Raw genomic sequence first — 16,141 nt, forward strand, 5'->3', positions numbered from 1 at the left:
GGGTTGCTTTATACCATGAATGCCCATGAACCCAAAGAAATCCGCAATGCGAAACGGGCAGCGTCCGGTAAAATAGAGCCTCTTGTAAACTATGCTATTTCCTCCATGCCAAGGCCGCTCAGCGCTACCGTCCATCTCGATTCCATGCAACATAACCTGGCCCGGGTTCGCGCCTGTACGCCCGGCGCCAAGGTGTGGGGCGTGGTCAAGGCGAACGCGTATGGCCATGGCCTCGAACGCGGCATGCGCGGGTTTGCCGGCGCCGATGGCCTGGCGCTGATCGAAACCGAGGGCGCGGTGCGCCTGCGCGAGCTTGGCTGGACCGGCCCGCTGCTGCTGCTGGAGGGGGTCTTCGAGGCGGCCGACACGGCGCTGCTGGATAAATACAGCATCAATAGCGCGGTCCATTGCGTGGAGCAGATCGCGATGCTGGAACAGGCAAGCTTCAGCCGCCCGATCGACGTCCACCTGAAAATGAACACCGGGATGAACCGCCTCGGCGTCAGGCCCGACCAGTTCGCGCAAGCGTGGAAGCGCCTGCGCGCCATCGCCGCGGTGCGCGAGATCACCCTGATGACCCACTTCGCCAACGCGGACGAACTGGAACACCCGCGCCTGACCGTGCGCGAGCAGGTGCGCCGCTTCTGCAAAGGCGCCGACGGCATCGACGGCCCGCGCAGCCTGTCCAATTCGGGCGGGGTGCTGCACCAGGCCGAACTGGCGGCCGAACTGTCGAACGACTGGGTGCGCCCGGGGATCATGCTGTACGGCGGCACCCCGGGCGGCAAGCCGGCCGCTGAATTCGGCCTGCGCCCGACCATGACGCTGGCCAGCGAGATCATCGGCGTGCAGGATATCGTGGCCGGCGACACGGTCGGCTACGGCAGCCGCTTCGAGGCTGCCGCGCCGATGCGCATCGGCGTCGTCGCCTGCGGCTACGCCGACGGCTACCCGCGCCATGCGCCGCACGGCACGCCGGTGCTGGTCGATGGCGTGCGCACCGTGCTGGTGGGGCGGGTGTCGATGGACATGATGACGGTCGACCTGACCGGCGTCGCCGGCGCGCGCGTCGGCAGCAAGGTGGTGCTGTGGGGCGCCGGCCTTCCGGTCGACGAGGTGGCCGACGCCGCCGGCACGATCGGCTATGAACTGATGTGCGCCGTGGCGCCGCGCGTGCGCATGCTTGAAGCTGACCTGGAATCCCATGGCTAAGGTAAAAACCAACTACACCTGCAGCGACTGCGGCGCGATCAGCTCCAAGTGGACCGGCCAGTGCGCGGCCTGCCACCAGTGGAATACGATGGTCGAGTCGGTGGTCGAGGCGCCCGGCGTCAACCGCCTGTCGAACCAGCAGCAGTACAAGAGCCTCGCGCAGACCGCGCCGGTGCTGTCGCTGGCCGATATCGAGGCGGTCGACGTGCCGCGTTTCGGCACCGGCATCGAGGAATTCGACCGGGTGCTGGGCGGCGGCCTTGTCGCGGGCGGCGTGGTGCTGATCGGCGGCGACCCGGGCATCGGCAAGTCGACCCTGCTGCTGCAGGCGCTGGCCAACATCTCGCAGGTGAAGAACACCCTCTATGTCAGTGGCGAGGAATCGGGCGCCCAGATCGCGCTGCGCGCGCGCCGGCTGGCGGTCGATGCCAGGGACCTGAAGCTGCAGGCCGAGATCCAGCTCGAGAAAATCCTCGGGACGCTGGAGACGCTCAAGCCCGAAGTGGCGGTCATCGACTCGATCCAGACCATTTATTCGGACGCGCTCAGCTCCGCGCCCGGTTCGGTGGCGCAGGTGCGCGAATGCGCGGCCCAGCTGACCCGGATGGCCAAACAGACCGGCGTGACGATCATTTTGGTGGGCCATGTGACGAAAGAGGGCGCGCTGGCCGGGCCGCGCGTGCTTGAGCACATTGTCGATACGGTGCTGTACTTCGAAGGCGATACGCAATCGAGCTTCCGCCTGGTCCGCGCGATCAAGAACCGTTTCGGCGCGGTGAACGAGCTGGGTGTGTTCGCGATGACCGAGAAGGGCCTGAAGGGCGTGTCGAATCCATCGGCGCTGTTCCTGTCGCAGCATGACAGCCAGGTGCCCGGGTCCTGCGTGATGGTGACGCAGGAGGGTACGCGGCCGCTGCTGGTCGAGATCCAGGCGCTGGTCGATACCAGCCACCTGCCGAATGCGCGCCGCCTGTCGGTCGGCCTCGAGCAGAACCGGCTGGCGATGCTGCTGGCGGTGCTGCACCGGCACGCCGGTGTCGCGGCGTTCGACCAGGATGTGTTTATCAATGCGGTCGGCGGCGTGAAAATCACCGAACCGGCGGCCGACCTGGCGGTACTGCTGGCGATTAATTCTTCGATGCGCAGCAAGCCGCTGCCGCGCGGGCTGGTGGTGTTCGGCGAAGTCGGCCTGGCCGGCGAGATCCGCCCGGCGCCGCGCGGGCAGGAACGTTTGCGCGAAGCGGCCAAGCTGGGCTTCTCGATCGCGATGATCCCGAAGTCGAATGTGCCTAAGCAGCCGATCGAGGGCATGAGAATCGTCGCGGTCGAACGGATTGACGAGGCGTTCAACCGGCTCCGCGAGCTCGATTAAATCCTGTGGTTCCCGGGTGGGCTTTGCGCTTGATGAAATTCTTCTGCTAAGCAGCCGCGATATAATTCAATATCGATAACAGTCCTCATGAATCAGGAGGAATGTATGGTGCTGCGCCAGAATTTTACCTATAGCTGATATGGACCTGTATCTCAACGAGAAACGGGTCACCGAGATCGAGTGCCTGGTGCCGGACCTGACTGGTGTCGCACGCGGCAAGATTCTTCCGCGCACCAAATTCACCGAGGAGCGCGGCATGCGCATCCCCGAAGCCGTGCTCGGCATGACCGTCACCGGCAATTTCCCGACCGGCGACGCGGCCTACGAGCGCGCCATTTCCGCCACCGACCGCGACATGATCCTGAAGGCCGATCCGGCCACGATCACCATCGTGCCGTGGGCGCTTGACCCGACCGGGCAGGGCTGGTCGGCCGTCATCGGCCCGGAACTGGAGTTTTACCTGACCGCCAAGAACATGGACCCGAACCAGCCGCTCAAGGCGCCGATCGGGCGCAGCGGCCGCGCCGAAACCAGCCGCCAGATCTGCAGCATCGACGCGGTCAACGAATTCGACCCCTTGTTCGAGGATATCTACGATTATTGCGACCTGATGCAGCTGGATGTCGACACCCTGATCCACGAGATCGGGGCAGCGCAGATGGGCATCGATTTCCTGTACGGCGACCTCGCGTCCGGCCGACCGCCGCATCGAGAACCGGGTGATCGGGGCCGACGCCAATCCCTACCTCGCCTTTGCGGTCACGCTGGCGTGCGGCTACCTGGGCATGGCCGAACAGCGCGATCCGACCGAGGCGACCGGCGGCAGCGCCCAGCACCTGGATGTTGAACTGCCGCAGGGACTGCCCGAGGCGCTGCGCATGCTGCGCGCCGACGACAAACTGGCCGAAGTGCTGGGGCCGCGCTTCGTCGACGTGTACGCGGCGATCAAGGAGCAGGAACACCTGGAGTTCATGACGGTGATCAGTCCGTGGGAGCGCGAGCACCTGCTGCTGCACGTCTGAGCCTGCATAACGCGAAAGCGGCAAGCGCCTAAAAGGCCTTGCCGCTTTTTTTATATGGCCGGGTAACCCAGGCCGAAGTGCTATTCGTGATAGCGATCGTGCAGTTCGTGCTTGCCTCCACGAACCTCGTCCACCAGTTCGTAGATAACCAGCCCGACCATGCCGCCGAGAATACCAATGACGAGCACGCTTAACATATCATTCGACGTCGTTTCCGGCGCCCCCTCCCCGTTGAGAATTGATACACCTAAACTTTAGCAGATGGCCGGGTCTTTGCAAGGGGCGGCTGGGCCTATTTGACAATCAGGTCGGGCGCCATCGCCGCCTTCAGGTACAGGCTGGCTGGGTCGTTCGGTTCGCGCTGCACGAACCACCAGGCGCAGGCTTTCTTCATCTCCCAGTACTGCGGTTCGCCCGACAGCAGCAGCGCGGCGACCTGGCCCAGGGTCGGCTGGTGGCCGACGATCAGCACCGGGTCGCGCGCATTCGGCCAGTTTGCCACGCGCAGCAGCTCGTGCGGATCGGCGCCCGGTCCGATTTCCGGCTGGACCCTGAACTTGCGCCCGAGCGGCTCGACCGTTTGCAGCGTGCGCACCGCCGGGCTGACCAGCACCTTGCAGCTGTCCGGCAGCTGCGAGGTCAGCCATTCGGCCATGCGCCGCGCCTGTTTCTGCCCCTTCGAGGTCAGGGCGCGCTGCATGTCGGCTTGCCCGGGTTCGGGATCGGCTGCCTCCGCGTGACGCCACAAGATCAGGTCCATGCCATCCTCCATGTTGTTATGCCGCAGGGTCGCTCACCACTTTGTCATTCGCTTTGCCCGGCCGTCGGCGTGCCAAGCAGTTTCATCAGGTAGTCCTGGGCCGAGAAGCTGGCCTGCTTGCTGCGCGCGCGGCGGCGCTGGTATTGCCCGCCCGGCTCAAGCTCCCAGGCGTTCGCGTTGTCCTTCAGGTAGGGGTTCAGTCCCTCGGCGATGACGCGCCGCTTGAGCGCCTTGTCCAGCACCGGGAAGGCGACTTCGATGCGCCGGAACAGGTTGCGGCTCATCCAGTCGGCGCTGGCCAGGTAGACGTCGTGCGCCAGGTCGTTGCGGAAGTAGTAGATGCGGCTGTGCTCGAGGAAGCGCCCGATGATCGAACGTACCTTGATATTCTCCGACAAGCCCGGCACGCCCGGGTTCAGCATGCAGGCGCCGCGCACGATCAGGTCGATTTTTACGCCGTCCTGCGAGGCCGCATACAGTGCGCGGATCACCGATTCGTCGACCAGCGCGTTGACCTTGGCGATGATGCGGCCCGGCCGGCCGGCGCGGGCGATGCGGGCTTCATTGCGGATCGCGCGGATGATCTCGTTTTGCAGCGTGAACGGCGCCAGCCACAGGTGGCGCAGCTTCTGCGGCTTGGACATGCTGGTCAGGTGGATGAATACCTCGTTGACCTCTTCGCCGACCTGCGGGTGCGCGGTCAGCAGGCCGAAGTCGGTGTACAGGCGGGTGGTGGTCAGGTGGTAGTTGCCGGTGCCGAGGTGCGCGTAGAACTTCAGGCCGCCGTCCTCGCGCCGGATCGCCAGCGCGATCTTGGCATGGGTCTTCAGGCCGACCACGCCGTACACCACCTGGGCGCCGGCGGTTTCAAGCTTGTCGGCCCAGTTGATGTTGGCCTCTTCGTCGAACCGCGCCATCAGCTCAAGGATCACCGTCACTTCCTTGCCGGCGCGCGCGGCCGACACCAGCGCTTCCATCAGCTCGGAGTGGGCGCCGGTGCGGTAAATGGTCTGCTTGATCGCCACCACGTCGGGGTCGCGCGCGGCGGCGCAGATGAAGTCGACCACCGGCTGGAACGACTGGAACGGGTGGTGCAGCAGGATCTCATGCTTTTTCAGCTGCTCGAAGATGCCGGCCCCGGCCAGCTTGGGCAGCTGCCCCGGCAAGAACGGCGTGAAGCGCAGGCTGGGGATCGGGACGTGGTCGATCAGTTCGTTCAGGCGCACCAGGTTGACGGGGCCGTCGACCGCATACAGGCGCGAGGGATCGAGGCTGAACTGGTTCAGCAGGAACTGCGACAGCTCCGGCGGGCAGTTCTTGGCCACCTCCAGCCGCACCGAGGTGCCGAACTGGCGGCCCTGCAGCTCGCCCTTGAGCGCCTGGCGCAGGTTCTTGACCTCTTCCTCGTCGACCCACAGGTCGGAGTCGCGGGTGACGCGGAACTGCGAGTAGGCGGTCACCTCGCGCCCCGGGAACAGGTCTTCGATGTGCGAGTGGATCACCGACGACAGCAGGCAGAACGAGGTGCCGCCATTGCGCGACAGGTGGTCCGGCAGCTGGATCACGCGCGGCAGCACGCGCGGCGCCTTGACGATGGCGATGCCGGTGCCGCGTCCGAACGCGTCCTTGCCGGTCAGCGCGATGATGAAATTCAGGCTCTTGTTGACGACCTGGGGGAACGGGTGGGCCGGATCGAGGCCGATCGGGGTGAGCAGCGGGCGCACCTCGCGTTCGAAATATTCTTTCACCCAGGCGCGCTGCGCTTCGTTGCGGTCGGTGTGGCGCACCAGCCGCACGCCTTTGTCCTGCAATTGAGGCAAAACCTCCGTGTTCAGGAGGGCGTACTGGTGCTGCACCAGGTCATGGCATTCGAGGCTGATGCGGGCGAGGGTGGCGTTGAGGGCGGGATTTTCGGCGGGGTTTCCCTGGGCCAACAGGCTGGCGACCCGTACTTCGAAGAATTCATCGAGGTTGTTGCTGACGATACAGAGGTAGCGCAGGCGCTCCAGCAGCGGAATCGCGGCATCTTCGGCCTGCGCCAGGACACGCCGGTTAAACGTGAGCTGCGACAGTTCACGGTCGAGAAACGTGGTGTGCTTCGACGCATCGGCTTGCGCAACGGTTTTCATGTTTTTCTATCTAATATGAGTGATCTTATCCCGCGATAGTGTGGTTAGGAAATATGACAAGCCGATGACTTTGCATTGTTTGTGTGACATCAAACTCGTGACAATTTCAGAGTATCATGCAGCGACAAAACGTGTTGTACAGCAGTTTTTTGAATGTCATAAACATGTCATATTCGGTCGGTACACTGCGCAGCATTCCACCCGTAGTTCCACTTATAAGGACTTGATATGCGAATGAATAAGATGTTGGCTTCCCTGGTTACCGGCGCAACTGTAGTGATGGCAATGTCCACGGCGATGGCTGCCGACGTGACCGGCGCGGGTGCCTCCTTCCCTTATCCTGTGTACGCGAAGTGGGCAGAAGATTACAAGAAGGCCACCGGCAACAGCGTGAATTACCAGTCGGTCGGCTCCAGCGCCGGCATCAAGCAAATCAAGGCGAAGACCGTCGATTTCGGCGCGTCGGACATGCCGCTGGGCGCTGCGGACCTCGATAGCGCCGGCCTGTTCCAGTTCCCGGCCGTCATGGGCGGCGTGGTGACCATCGTCAACCTGCCCGGCATCACCCCAGGCCAGCTGAAGCTGACCGGCCCGGTTGTGGCTGACATCTACCTCGGCAAGATCACCAAGTGGAACGCGCCGCAAATCGCCGCGCTGAACCCAGGCGTGGCCCTGCCGGCGGAAGACATCACCGTTGTGTACCGTGCGGATGGCTCCGGCACCTCCTACCTGTTCACCGACTACCTGTCGAAGACCAGTCCTGACTTCAAAACCACCATCGGCGCGGGCGCGACGGTCAAGTGGGCCACCGGTGTCGGCGGCAAGGGCAACGACGGCGTCGCCGCCAACGTACAGCGTATCAAGGGCGCGATTGGCTACGTTGAGTGGGCATTCGCGAAAAAGAACAAGATTTCGCACACCCAGCTGAAGAACAAGGACGGCGTGTTCCTGCAGCCTGACGACGAAGCGTTCAAGGCGGCGGCGGCATCGGCCGAATGGACCAAGGCTCCTGGTTTCGGCGTCGTGCTGACCGACCAGGGCGGCAAGGCCAGCTGGCCGATCACCGGTGTGTCGTACATCCTGATGCACAAGGCCCAGGCTGACGCCGCCAAGGGCAAGGAAGCACTCAAGTTCTTCGAGTGGGCGTTCAAGAACGGCGACAAGGCCGCGGTGGCGCTGGACTATGTCCCGATGCCGGAATCGGTCGTCAAGCTGGTGAATGACGCCTGGAAAGCAAACCTGAAGGATGCGTCGGGCAAGGCTGCCTGGTAATCAGGAGTACCGCCCCGCAGGGCGGATAGGCCAAGGCTCGGCGCCTCCGGCTTATCCGCCCTGCGGGGCGCAAGCGTAATTTCGATTTACCCAACCTAAGCCCGCCAGAGGCACGGTTAATACAAAAAACATACCATGAGCGTACACCCACCCGTAGCGATGACGGATGTGCAGGGAAGTGCGGCGCAGGAACGCAGCGCAGCGGCGATGCATTCCACCATGCGCAAGCAGCGCTTCCAGGATTTCATCTTCCACAAAGTAACACTTACCTTCGCAGCCTCCGTGCTGCTAGCACTGATCGGCATCATCGTATCGCTGATCATCGGCGCCGCGCCGGCTTTCGACGAATTCGGCGCTTCTTTCGTTACCACTGTCGAATGGGACCCGGTCAACGATAAATTCGGCGCCATGATCGCCATCGTCGGCACCCTCGCCACGTCCTTCATCGCCTTGCTGATCGCGTTTCCGGTCAGCTTCGGCATTGCCCTGTTCCTCACCGAGATCTGTCCCGTCTGGCTGCGCCGTCCGCTCGGCACCGCCGTCGAGCTGCTGGCCGGCGTGCCGTCGATTATCTACGGCATGTGGGGCCTGTTCGTGTTCGCGCCGCTGTTCGCCGACCACGTCCAGCCGCTGCTGAAAAGCACGCTGGGCCAGTTGCCTGTTATCGGACACGTGTTCAGCGGCCCGACGATGGGCATCGGCATCCTGACCGCCGGCCTGATCCTGGCCGTGATGATCATTCCGTTCATCGCGTCGGTCATGCGCGACGTGTTCGAAATCGTTCCTGCGGTGCTGAAGGAGTCCGCGTACGGCCTCGGCTGTACCCAGTGGGAAGTGGTACGCAAAGTGGTGCTGCCTTACACTAAGACCGGTGTCGTCGGCGGTGTGATGCTTGGCCTCGGCCGTGCACTGGGCGAAACCATGGCGGTGACCTTCGTGATCGGCAACGCGCACTCGCTGTCGTGGTCGCTCTTCTCCGCCGGTAACAGTATTTCCTCGACCCTGGCCAATGAATTCGCCGAAGCGGCCTCGCCACTCCATGTGTCGTCGCTGTTCGCGCTGGCCCTGATCCTCTTCATCATCACCTTTATCGTCCTGTCCGCCGCCAAGATCATGCTTGCCGGAATGTCCCGCAAGGAGGGCGTGAAATGACCGCCATGAATCCTGTCTATCGCAAACGCCTTCACGTGCACCGCATCGGCATCGTGCTGTCCGTCATTTCGATGTCAATCGGGCTGCTGGCGCTGGCGTGGATCCTGTGGACCCTGCTGGTCAACGGATTCGGCGCGCTGTCGCTCCACCTGTTTACCGCCGACACCCCTGCGCCCAACAGCGTCGGCGGCGGGCTGCGCAACGCCATCATCGGCAGTATCATGATGGTCGGCCTGTCAACGGCGATCAGCACGCCGATCGGCATCCTGGCCGGCATCTACCTGGCCGAGTATGGCGACAAGAACTGGTTCGCCCAGGTGACCCGCTTCGTTACCGACATCATGCTGTCGGCGCCATCGATCGTCATCGGCCTGTTCGTGTACGCGATCTACGTCGCCAACGCCAAGCACTTCTCCGGCTACGCGGGCACCATCGCGCTGTCCCTGATCGCGGTGCCGGTGGTGGTGCGCACGACCGACAACATGCTGCGCCTGGTGCCGAACAACCTGCTGGAAGCCGCCTTTGCGCTCGGCGCCCCGCGCTGGAAAGTCGCCACGATGGTGCGCCTGCGCGCCGTCAAGGCCGGCGTGATCACCGGCGTGCTGCTGGCGCTGGCCCGCATTTCGGGCGAGACCGCGCCGCTGCTGTTCACCGCGCTGAACAACCAGTTCTTCAGCACCGACATGAACGCGCCGCTGGCGAACCTGCCGGTGGTGATCTACCAGTTCGCGATGAGCCCGTATGATGACTGGCGCGCCCTTGCATGGGGTGGCGCACTGATCGTGACGTTCAGCGTGCTGTTCCTGAACATCCTGTCGCGCACCGTGTTCAGCCAGAAAACTCCAAATTAAAAAACGATATGAACAGCCCAATTCCAACTCCGATTCCGACCGTGACGCCGAAAAACAAAACCATCGAGATTTCTGGCCTGAACTTCTTTTACGGGAAGACGCAGAGCCTGACCAATGTCAGCCTGGACATCCATGAAAAGCAGGTAACTGCTTTCATTGGCCCGTCCGGCTGCGGCAAGTCGACCCTGCTGCGCACGCTTAACCGCATGTACGACCTGTATCCGGGCCAGCGCGCCGAAGGCCAGATCATGTACCGCGGCAAGAACATCCTCGACCCGGACCAGGACGTCAACATGCTGCGCGCCAAGGTCGGCATGGTATTCCAGAAGCCGACGCCGTTCCCGATGTCGGTGTACGAAAACATTGCCTTCGGCGTGCGCCTGTATGAAGACCTGTCCAAGGGGGAAATGGACGAGCGCGTCGAAGCGGCGCTGAAGAAGGCCGCGCTGTGGGGCGAGGTCAAGGACAAGCTGAGCAAGAGCGGCCTGTCGCTGTCGGGCGGCCAGCAGCAGCGCCTGTGCATTGCGCGCTGCATTGCCGTCAAGCCTGACGTGCTGCTGCTCGATGAGCCGACCTCGGCGCTGGATCCGATCTCGACCGCCAAGGTCGAGGAACTGATCAGCGAACTGAAGCAGGACTACACGATCACCATCGTGACCCACAATATGCAACAGGCAGCCCGTTGCTCCGACTACACTGCGTACATGTATCTTGGCGAGTTGATGGAATTCGGCGAAACGGACCAGATATTCATGAACCCGGCGCGCAAAGAGACGCAGGACTACATCACCGGGCGTTTCGGTTAATCCGCATCGATCCCACATAAAAACAGAAGACGGAGAGCAGCATGATTGGCGAGCATTCATCCAAACAGTACGACCACGAACTTGAAACCATCCGCTCCAAGGTATTGCTGATGGGCGGCATCGTGGAAACCCAGTTCCAGGAAGCAATGAACTGCTTCCGGGTAAGCAATGTCGAACGCGCCGACCACGTGATCGCGGAAGACAACACGGTCAACCAGCTCGAAGTGTCGCTCGACGACGCCTGCAGCCACCTGATCGTGCGGCGCCAGCCGACCGCCAACGACCTGCGCACGGTGATGGCGACGATCAAGGTCATCACCGACCTCGAGCGCATCGGCGACGAAGCGGCCAAGATCGCGCGCACCTCGAAGAGCCTGCACGCGCGCGGCGCCATTGCGCTGAACCACTACGACATGATCCGCACCATCGCCACCGCCACCGGCGACCTGCTGCACGATGCGCTGGACGCCTTCGCGCGCCTCGACGGCAAGCAGGCGCTGCAGCTGATCGCCCAAGATGAAGTGATCGACCACGAGTTCCGCTCGATCATGCGCAACCTGATCACCTTCATGATGGAAGACCCGCGCACGATCTCGTCCGCGCTCGACACCCTGTGGGTGGCCAAGGCCATCGAACGGATCGGCGACCACGCCAAGAACATCGCCGAATACGTGATTTACGTGGTCGAGGGCAAGGACATCCGCCACACCAAGCCAGCCGCGCCAAGCCCCGACCACACTGCGTGACACCCTGATGGCAGCCGATAAAACCACTGTACTGATTGTAGAAGACGAGCCGGCGATCATCGAACTGGTCACATTTTCGATGCGCGAAACCGGCTGGAACGTGTGTTCGGTGCAAAACTGCGCGGCGGCCTGGGAATTCATCCAGCACCGCACGCCGCAGCTGATTTTCCTCGACTGGATGTTGCCCGACCAGACCGGCCTGCGCCTGCTGTCGCGAATCCGTTCGGACCGCGACTTCAAGGATATCCCGGTGATCATGCTGACCGCCAAGAGCATGGAAGAAGACAAGCTGGCCGGCCTCGACACCGGCGCCGACGACTACGTCACCAAGCCGTTCTCGCCGAAAGAGCTGCTGGCCCGCGCGCGCGCGCTGCTGCGCCGCAAGAGTCCCGAGCATGCGCAGGAAACCATGACCGCCGGCGCCGTCACGCTCGATCCGGCCAGCTTCACGGTGGAAATCGCCAAGCAGAAAATCGACATCGGCCATGCCGAATTCAAGCTGCTGAAGTTCCTGATGGCGCACCGTGAACGGGTGTTCTCGCGCAGCCAGCTGCTCGACAAGGTATGGGGCGACCACGTCGCCATCGAAGAGCGCACCGTCGACGTCCATGTGCTGCGGCTGCGCAAGGCCCTGAAGGAGTCGGAACACCTGATCAAGACCGTCCGCAGCGTCGGATACATGTTCTCCGAAAAATAGCGAATGAATCCAAACCTGCTGTTCTGGATCCCTGCGCTGCTGCGCATGATCTTCATCCTGGCCGGCGCCAGCATCGTCTGGTGGTTGTTCGGCCCGGTGTACGGCCTGGCCGTTGCGCTGATCGCCGTGATGGCGCTGCTGTTCATCCAGCTGTCCTACCTCAGCCAGCTGGGCGTGTGGCTGGAGGACCCGCACAGCTCGAAACTGCCGGACGGGTGGGGCTCGTGGACCGAGATCTTTTCACGCCTGTACCGGCTGCGCCGCGACGACGAGCGCCACCAGGCCGACCTGACCGAATGGCTGGCGCGCTTCCGCCAGGCCATGCACCTGCTGCCCGACGGCGTGGCCATCATGGACGATGTGCTGTTCCTGGAATGGTGCAATCCGGCCGCCGAGAAGCACCTCGGGCTGACGCTGGAGCGCGACAAGGGAATGCGGGTGACCAACCTGATCCGCCATCCCGACTTCATCGACTACATCATCCTTGGGCGCTACGACCAGCCGCTGACGCTCAGCCTGCGCGACCGCAAGCTGATCGTCCAGATCATCCCGTTCGAGAACCGGCGCCAGATCCTGGTGACGCACGACGCCACCGAGACCGACCGCATCGAAGAGATGCGGCGCGACTTCATCGCCAACGCCTCGCACGAACTGCGCACGCCGTTGACGGTGATTGTCGGCTTCCTGGAAATCGCCTCGAGCGGCACGGCGCTCGATCCGGCCACCCGCGAGGCCCACCTGAAGCTGATGACCGACCAGGCGCACCGCATGCAGCGGCTGATCGAGGACATGCTGACCTTGTCGCGGCTGGAATCGATCGATTACCCGCTGCGCAGCGAGCAGGTTGACGTCAAGGCGCTGATCGAAGAAGTCGCCCAGGAAGCGCGCGCGCTGTCGGGCGGCAAGCACCAGGTCAGCACCAGCGTGGACGGGCCGGATGTCATGGGCAGCGCGGAAGAACTGCGCTCGGCGTTCGGCAACCTGGCGTCGAATGCGGTGCGCTACACGCCGGAAGGCGGCCGCATCCATATTTCGTGGACCAATAACGGCGGCGGGCCGCAGTTTGCCGTGACCGACACCGGCATCGGCATCGACCAGCAGCATATCTCGCGGCTGACCGAGCGATTCTACCGCGTCGACAAGAGCCGCTCGCGCGAGACCCAGGGTACCGGGCTGGGGCTGGCGATCGTCAAGCACGTGCTGCTGCGCCATGGCGGCACCTTGTCGATCAAGTCGGAGCCGGGCAAGGGCAGCAGCTTTATCGTGTCGCTGCCGGGGACCAAGGCTTAGGTGCCGGCGGCGCCTGCAGCGCCTCGGGTTGTACGGCCGGACATCAGGAACACCGCGACGGCAAACGCCGCCTCGATGCCGGCACCGGCGAATGCGCCGGTGGCCGGCGAGGCGCCGTAGACAGCAAGCGGATACGCGGCCAGGGCAAGCGCGGCGCCGCAGGCCCAGTAGATGCGCATCCCGTACAAGGTTGAGAACGTCAGGTAGCGCCCGCCGATAATCAACAGCACGGCCGGGAAGAACCACTCGATCCGCATCATCGACACGCCATAGGCCAGCAGCAGGCACATGATCATCCAGAACGTCGAGGCCATGCCGAGCGCACCGAGCGGGTTCGATGGATTGTGCTTGCCGCTGCGTCCCAGCATCTTGTTGAATACTACCGCAGCCGGATGAATGAACATTCCGCCGATCAGTAAGGTCCACACGGCTTGCGCAGCCGACAGGTGCAAGGCGACCATGCCGGCGGTGAACCACACCAGCGCCGAGCTCATGATGCCGGGAGCGCCGCTGTAATACGCGCTGCGCATGTCTTGCTGGGCATCGGCGATCGTGATCGGTGTCGTGCTGAATGGGGCAGGTTTCATGGGCTTGGCCGCGCGTCGTGGGAGTGGGGGCCATTTTGCCATCGGGATGTTGCCTTTGCAATAACTTAGACGCCCATTGGCCGGTCGCCCCAGCCGCCCAGAACAGTTACAATCGCAGTCTCTGTTCTTTCCTACCCACATATGTATTCCAATCGCAGCTCCCTGATTACCCTCGCACTGATCCTGGCCGGTTGCGGCAGCACGCCGCCGGCGCCGGTCCAGCAAGCTGCGGCCATCGTGCCGCCGCCGGTAGTCGTCCTCGCTCCCAAGAAAATCAGGATCGGCCTCGCCCTGGGCGGCGGCGCCGCGCGCGGTTTCGCCCACATCGGCGTCATCAAGGCGCTGGAAGCGCAGGGGATCCATCCGGAAATCGTGGTCGGCACCAGCGCCGGCAGCGTGGTCGGCGCGCTGTACGCGTCCGGGCTGGGCGGTTTCGAGCTGCAGAAGACAGCCATGGAAATGGACGAAGCGACGATTTCGGACTGGGCGCTGCCGCTGTTCGGCTCGTCGACCGGCGTGCTGAAAGGCGCAGCGCTGCAGAACTACGTCAACAAGGCGGTCAAGAACCAGCCGATGGAAAAGCTCAAGCTGCGCTTCGGTGCGGTCGCGACCGACCTGAAGAACGGTGAGCCAATCCTGTTCCAGCGCGGAAATACCGGACAAGCCGTGCGCGCCTCGTCGGCGGTGCCGAGCGTATTCCAGCCGGTAAAGATCGGCACGCGCTCCTTCGTCGACGGCGGGCTGGTCGCGCCGGTGCCGGTGCGCTTCGTGCGCGAGATGGGTGCGGACTTCATCATCGCGGTCAACATCTCGACGCAGACCGACGTGCAGGCGACGGTCAGCTCGCTCGACGTGCTGATGCAGACCTTCACGATCATGGGCCAGCGCCTGAACCACTACGAGCTCAAGGACGCGGACATCGTGATCCAGCCGGCGCTCGGCAAGATGGGCGGGGCCGACTTCAACGGCCGCAACCTGGCGATCCTTGCCGGCGAACAGGCCGCCGCGGCGGTGATGCCACAGATCAAGGCCAAGCTCAAGGCCAGGCAGCAGCCATAGCCGCTCTACGGCAATGCGTATCGCAGGGCAGGGCGCCAGCCTTAAAATCGGCGCACTTACAATATAACAAGGACCGCATTATGCAATCGAAGCCCTACCTGACCCTCGCCGACGTGAAGAAAATGGCGGCTGCCGCGGAAGCGGAAGCGGTCGCGCACAACTGGGCGGTAACGATCGCCATCGTGGACGACGGCGGTCACCTGCTGTGGCTGCAGCGGCTGGACGGCGCCGCGCCGCTGTCGTCGCACATTGCGCCGGCCAAGGCGAAGGTCGCGGCGCTGGGGCGGCGCGACACCAAGGGCTACGAAGACATGATCAACAACGGCCGCACCGCCTTCGGCAGCGCCCCGTTCAGCGAAGGCATGCTCGAGGGCGGCGTGCCGGTGGTCGTTGACGGGCACGTCATCGGCGCGGTCGGCGTATCCGGCGTGAAATCCCCGGAAGACGCCCAGGTCGCCAAAGCCGGCCTCGCCGCGCTGACCGCCTAGCAAATATTGCATTCTCAATCGGGGTCCGTCCCCGGGGACGGACCCCGAATCTGGCGAGCGAAAACGCGCGCCTAGTCGTGGATTTCGGCGTTTTCCGGCGCGGTGTCGGCGGCGTTGCAGCGGGTCAGCCAGTCTTTCAGCGCAGCCATGTCGGTGACCAGGATTTCGCGCCCCTTGACGAAACCGACCTGGATCAGGCTGGCGGCGTCACAGTTGAGCTTGTTCACCGTGGGCGCCAGGTTGACCATCCGGTCGTACGCCTTGTAGACCTTGTTCTCCCACTTGTGCAGCCCGGCGTCGTTGAACTTGTTGTTCTCGAAGTAGATCATGACGGTGCCGTCGAGGTTGCCGAAGCCGCACAGCCCGGATCCATTCTTCATCGCCGCCCGCACCGCTTCGCTGGCGTCGGGACCCGGTACAAACACGCCCGCGCGCCCGCCCGCAGCGGGACGCTCCATCGGCGTGTCCATGCCAAAAACTGTTGTCGCCATTGTTTTCCTGAAAGAGTTGCGCTTAGCGCCAAGTGCGCTAATGTAGAGAAGCGCGGTGCTGCTGTCCAGCGCCGGAAAAATTCGGCATCAATCGGGCCGCCGGCGATTGCCGAGCGAGGCCGTTTGCGCTATAATTCGGAGGTTTAGCCATTCATTACACCTACCGTAGCGACTACCCACACATCCCTCATTCAATTGACCCAATCC

At 63.4% G+C, this 16,141-nt stretch carries 16 protein-coding genes and 1 pseudogene; 13 read left to right on the forward strand and 4 right to left on the reverse strand.

Annotated elements, in window-relative coordinates:
- Positions 1–105 precede the first annotated feature (105 nt).
- From alr to HHL21_RS22270, 4 genes and pseudogenes are all read left to right on the forward strand, one after another.
- Positions 106–1,212, forward strand: a complete 1,107-nt coding sequence (gene alr / locus HHL21_RS12640; protein ID WP_169466310.1) for an alanine racemase — start codon at positions 106–108, stop codon at positions 1,210–1,212.
- Positions 1,205–2,584, forward strand: coding sequence for a DNA repair protein RadA (gene radA, locus HHL21_RS12645; RefSeq protein WP_169466313.1), 1,380 nt, complete (start codon positions 1,205–1,207; stop codon positions 2,582–2,584). The genes alr and radA overlap by 8 nt, the downstream gene beginning before the upstream one ends.
- A 475-nt stretch (positions 2,585–3,059) precedes the next feature.
- A pseudogene (locus HHL21_RS22265) lies at positions 3,060–3,177 on the forward strand (hypothetical protein); the annotation flags it as partial.
- 114 nt (positions 3,178–3,291) lie between these two features.
- Entirely contained in the window at positions 3,292–3,606 is a 315-nt protein-coding gene (locus tag HHL21_RS22270; protein ID WP_441295189.1) for a type I glutamate--ammonia ligase, read from the forward strand.
- Positions 3,607–3,898: 292 nt separating this feature from the next.
- On the opposite strand, the gene sixA is transcribed toward HHL21_RS22270, so the two are convergent.
- Together sixA and ppk1 are read right to left on the reverse strand one after the other, a co-directional pair.
- A complete protein-coding gene (sixA, locus tag HHL21_RS12655) occupies positions 3,899–4,366 on the reverse strand; it encodes a phosphohistidine phosphatase SixA (RefSeq protein WP_169466315.1) in 468 nt (155 codons plus the stop codon).
- 44 nt (positions 4,367–4,410) lie between these two features.
- Positions 4,411–6,495: a polyphosphate kinase 1 gene (gene ppk1 / locus HHL21_RS12660; RefSeq protein ID WP_169466317.1), complete on the reverse strand. Its 2,085-nt coding sequence runs from the start codon at positions 6,493–6,495 to the stop codon at positions 4,411–4,413.
- Between the two features lie 234 nt (positions 6,496–6,729).
- On the opposite strand from ppk1, the gene pstS reads away from it, so the two are divergent.
- The 7 genes from pstS to phoR all read left to right on the forward strand — a co-directional run bounded on the left by pstS (position 6,730) and on the right by phoR (position 13,309).
- Positions 6,730–7,767: a phosphate ABC transporter substrate-binding protein PstS gene (gene pstS, locus HHL21_RS12665; RefSeq protein ID WP_370659720.1), complete on the forward strand. Its 1,038-nt coding sequence runs from the start codon at positions 6,730–6,732 to the stop codon at positions 7,765–7,767.
- Positions 7,768–7,926: 159 nt separating this feature from the next.
- Complete coding sequence (gene pstC / locus HHL21_RS12670; protein ID WP_206085760.1) at positions 7,927–8,919, forward strand: phosphate ABC transporter permease subunit PstC; 993 nt, start codon at positions 7,927–7,929, stop codon at positions 8,917–8,919.
- The gene (pstA, locus tag HHL21_RS12675; RefSeq protein ID WP_169466323.1) at positions 8,916–9,770 is read left to right on the forward strand and encodes a phosphate ABC transporter permease PstA; all 855 of its coding nucleotides are present in this window, start codon (positions 8,916–8,918) and stop codon (positions 9,768–9,770) included. The genes pstC and pstA overlap by 4 nt, the downstream gene beginning before the upstream one ends.
- Before the next feature lie 8 nt (positions 9,771–9,778).
- Positions 9,779–10,576 (forward strand): phosphate ABC transporter ATP-binding protein PstB, encoded by a 798-nt coding sequence (pstB, locus tag HHL21_RS12680; RefSeq protein ID WP_169466325.1) that lies wholly within the window; start codon positions 9,779–9,781, stop codon positions 10,574–10,576.
- 41 nt (positions 10,577–10,617) lie between these two features.
- The gene (gene phoU / locus HHL21_RS12685; protein WP_169466326.1) at positions 10,618–11,322 is read left to right on the forward strand and encodes a phosphate signaling complex protein PhoU; all 705 of its coding nucleotides are present in this window, start codon (positions 10,618–10,620) and stop codon (positions 11,320–11,322) included.
- A 7-nt stretch (positions 11,323–11,329) separates the two neighbouring features.
- Positions 11,330–12,019: a response regulator gene (locus tag HHL21_RS12690; protein WP_169466327.1), complete on the forward strand. Its 690-nt coding sequence runs from the start codon at positions 11,330–11,332 to the stop codon at positions 12,017–12,019.
- 3 nt (positions 12,020–12,022) lie between these two features.
- The gene (gene phoR, locus HHL21_RS12695) at positions 12,023–13,309 is read left to right on the forward strand and encodes a phosphate regulon sensor histidine kinase PhoR (protein WP_169466328.1); all 1,287 of its coding nucleotides are present in this window, start codon (positions 12,023–12,025) and stop codon (positions 13,307–13,309) included.
- Here the strand turns inward: phoR and HHL21_RS12700 are convergent.
- Complete coding sequence (locus HHL21_RS12700; RefSeq protein WP_169466329.1) at positions 13,306–13,896, reverse strand: DUF7010 family protein; 591 nt, start codon at positions 13,894–13,896, stop codon at positions 13,306–13,308. The two genes, phoR and HHL21_RS12700, sit on opposite strands and share 4 nt — an antisense overlap.
- Positions 13,897–14,037: 141 nt before the next feature.
- Between HHL21_RS12700 and HHL21_RS12705 the strand changes: the two genes are divergently transcribed.
- Positions 14,038–14,955 (forward strand): patatin-like phospholipase family protein, encoded by a 918-nt coding sequence (locus HHL21_RS12705; RefSeq protein WP_169466330.1) that lies wholly within the window; start codon positions 14,038–14,040, stop codon positions 14,953–14,955.
- A gap of 80 nt (positions 14,956–15,035) precedes the next feature.
- Entirely contained in the window at positions 15,036–15,443 is a 408-nt protein-coding gene (locus tag HHL21_RS12710) for a GlcG/HbpS family heme-binding protein (RefSeq protein WP_169466331.1), read from the forward strand.
- Between the two features lie 71 nt (positions 15,444–15,514).
- Here HHL21_RS12710 and HHL21_RS12715 read toward each other — a convergent pair whose 3' ends face one another.
- Positions 15,515–15,934 (reverse strand): hypothetical protein, encoded by a 420-nt coding sequence (locus tag HHL21_RS12715; RefSeq protein ID WP_169466332.1) that lies wholly within the window; start codon positions 15,932–15,934, stop codon positions 15,515–15,517.
- Positions 15,935–16,141 lie beyond the last annotated feature (207 nt).

It is taken from the genome of Massilia polaris (genome assembly GCF_012927275.1).
GTDB lineage: Bacteria > Pseudomonadota > Gammaproteobacteria > Burkholderiales > Burkholderiaceae_D > Telluria_A > Telluria_A polaris.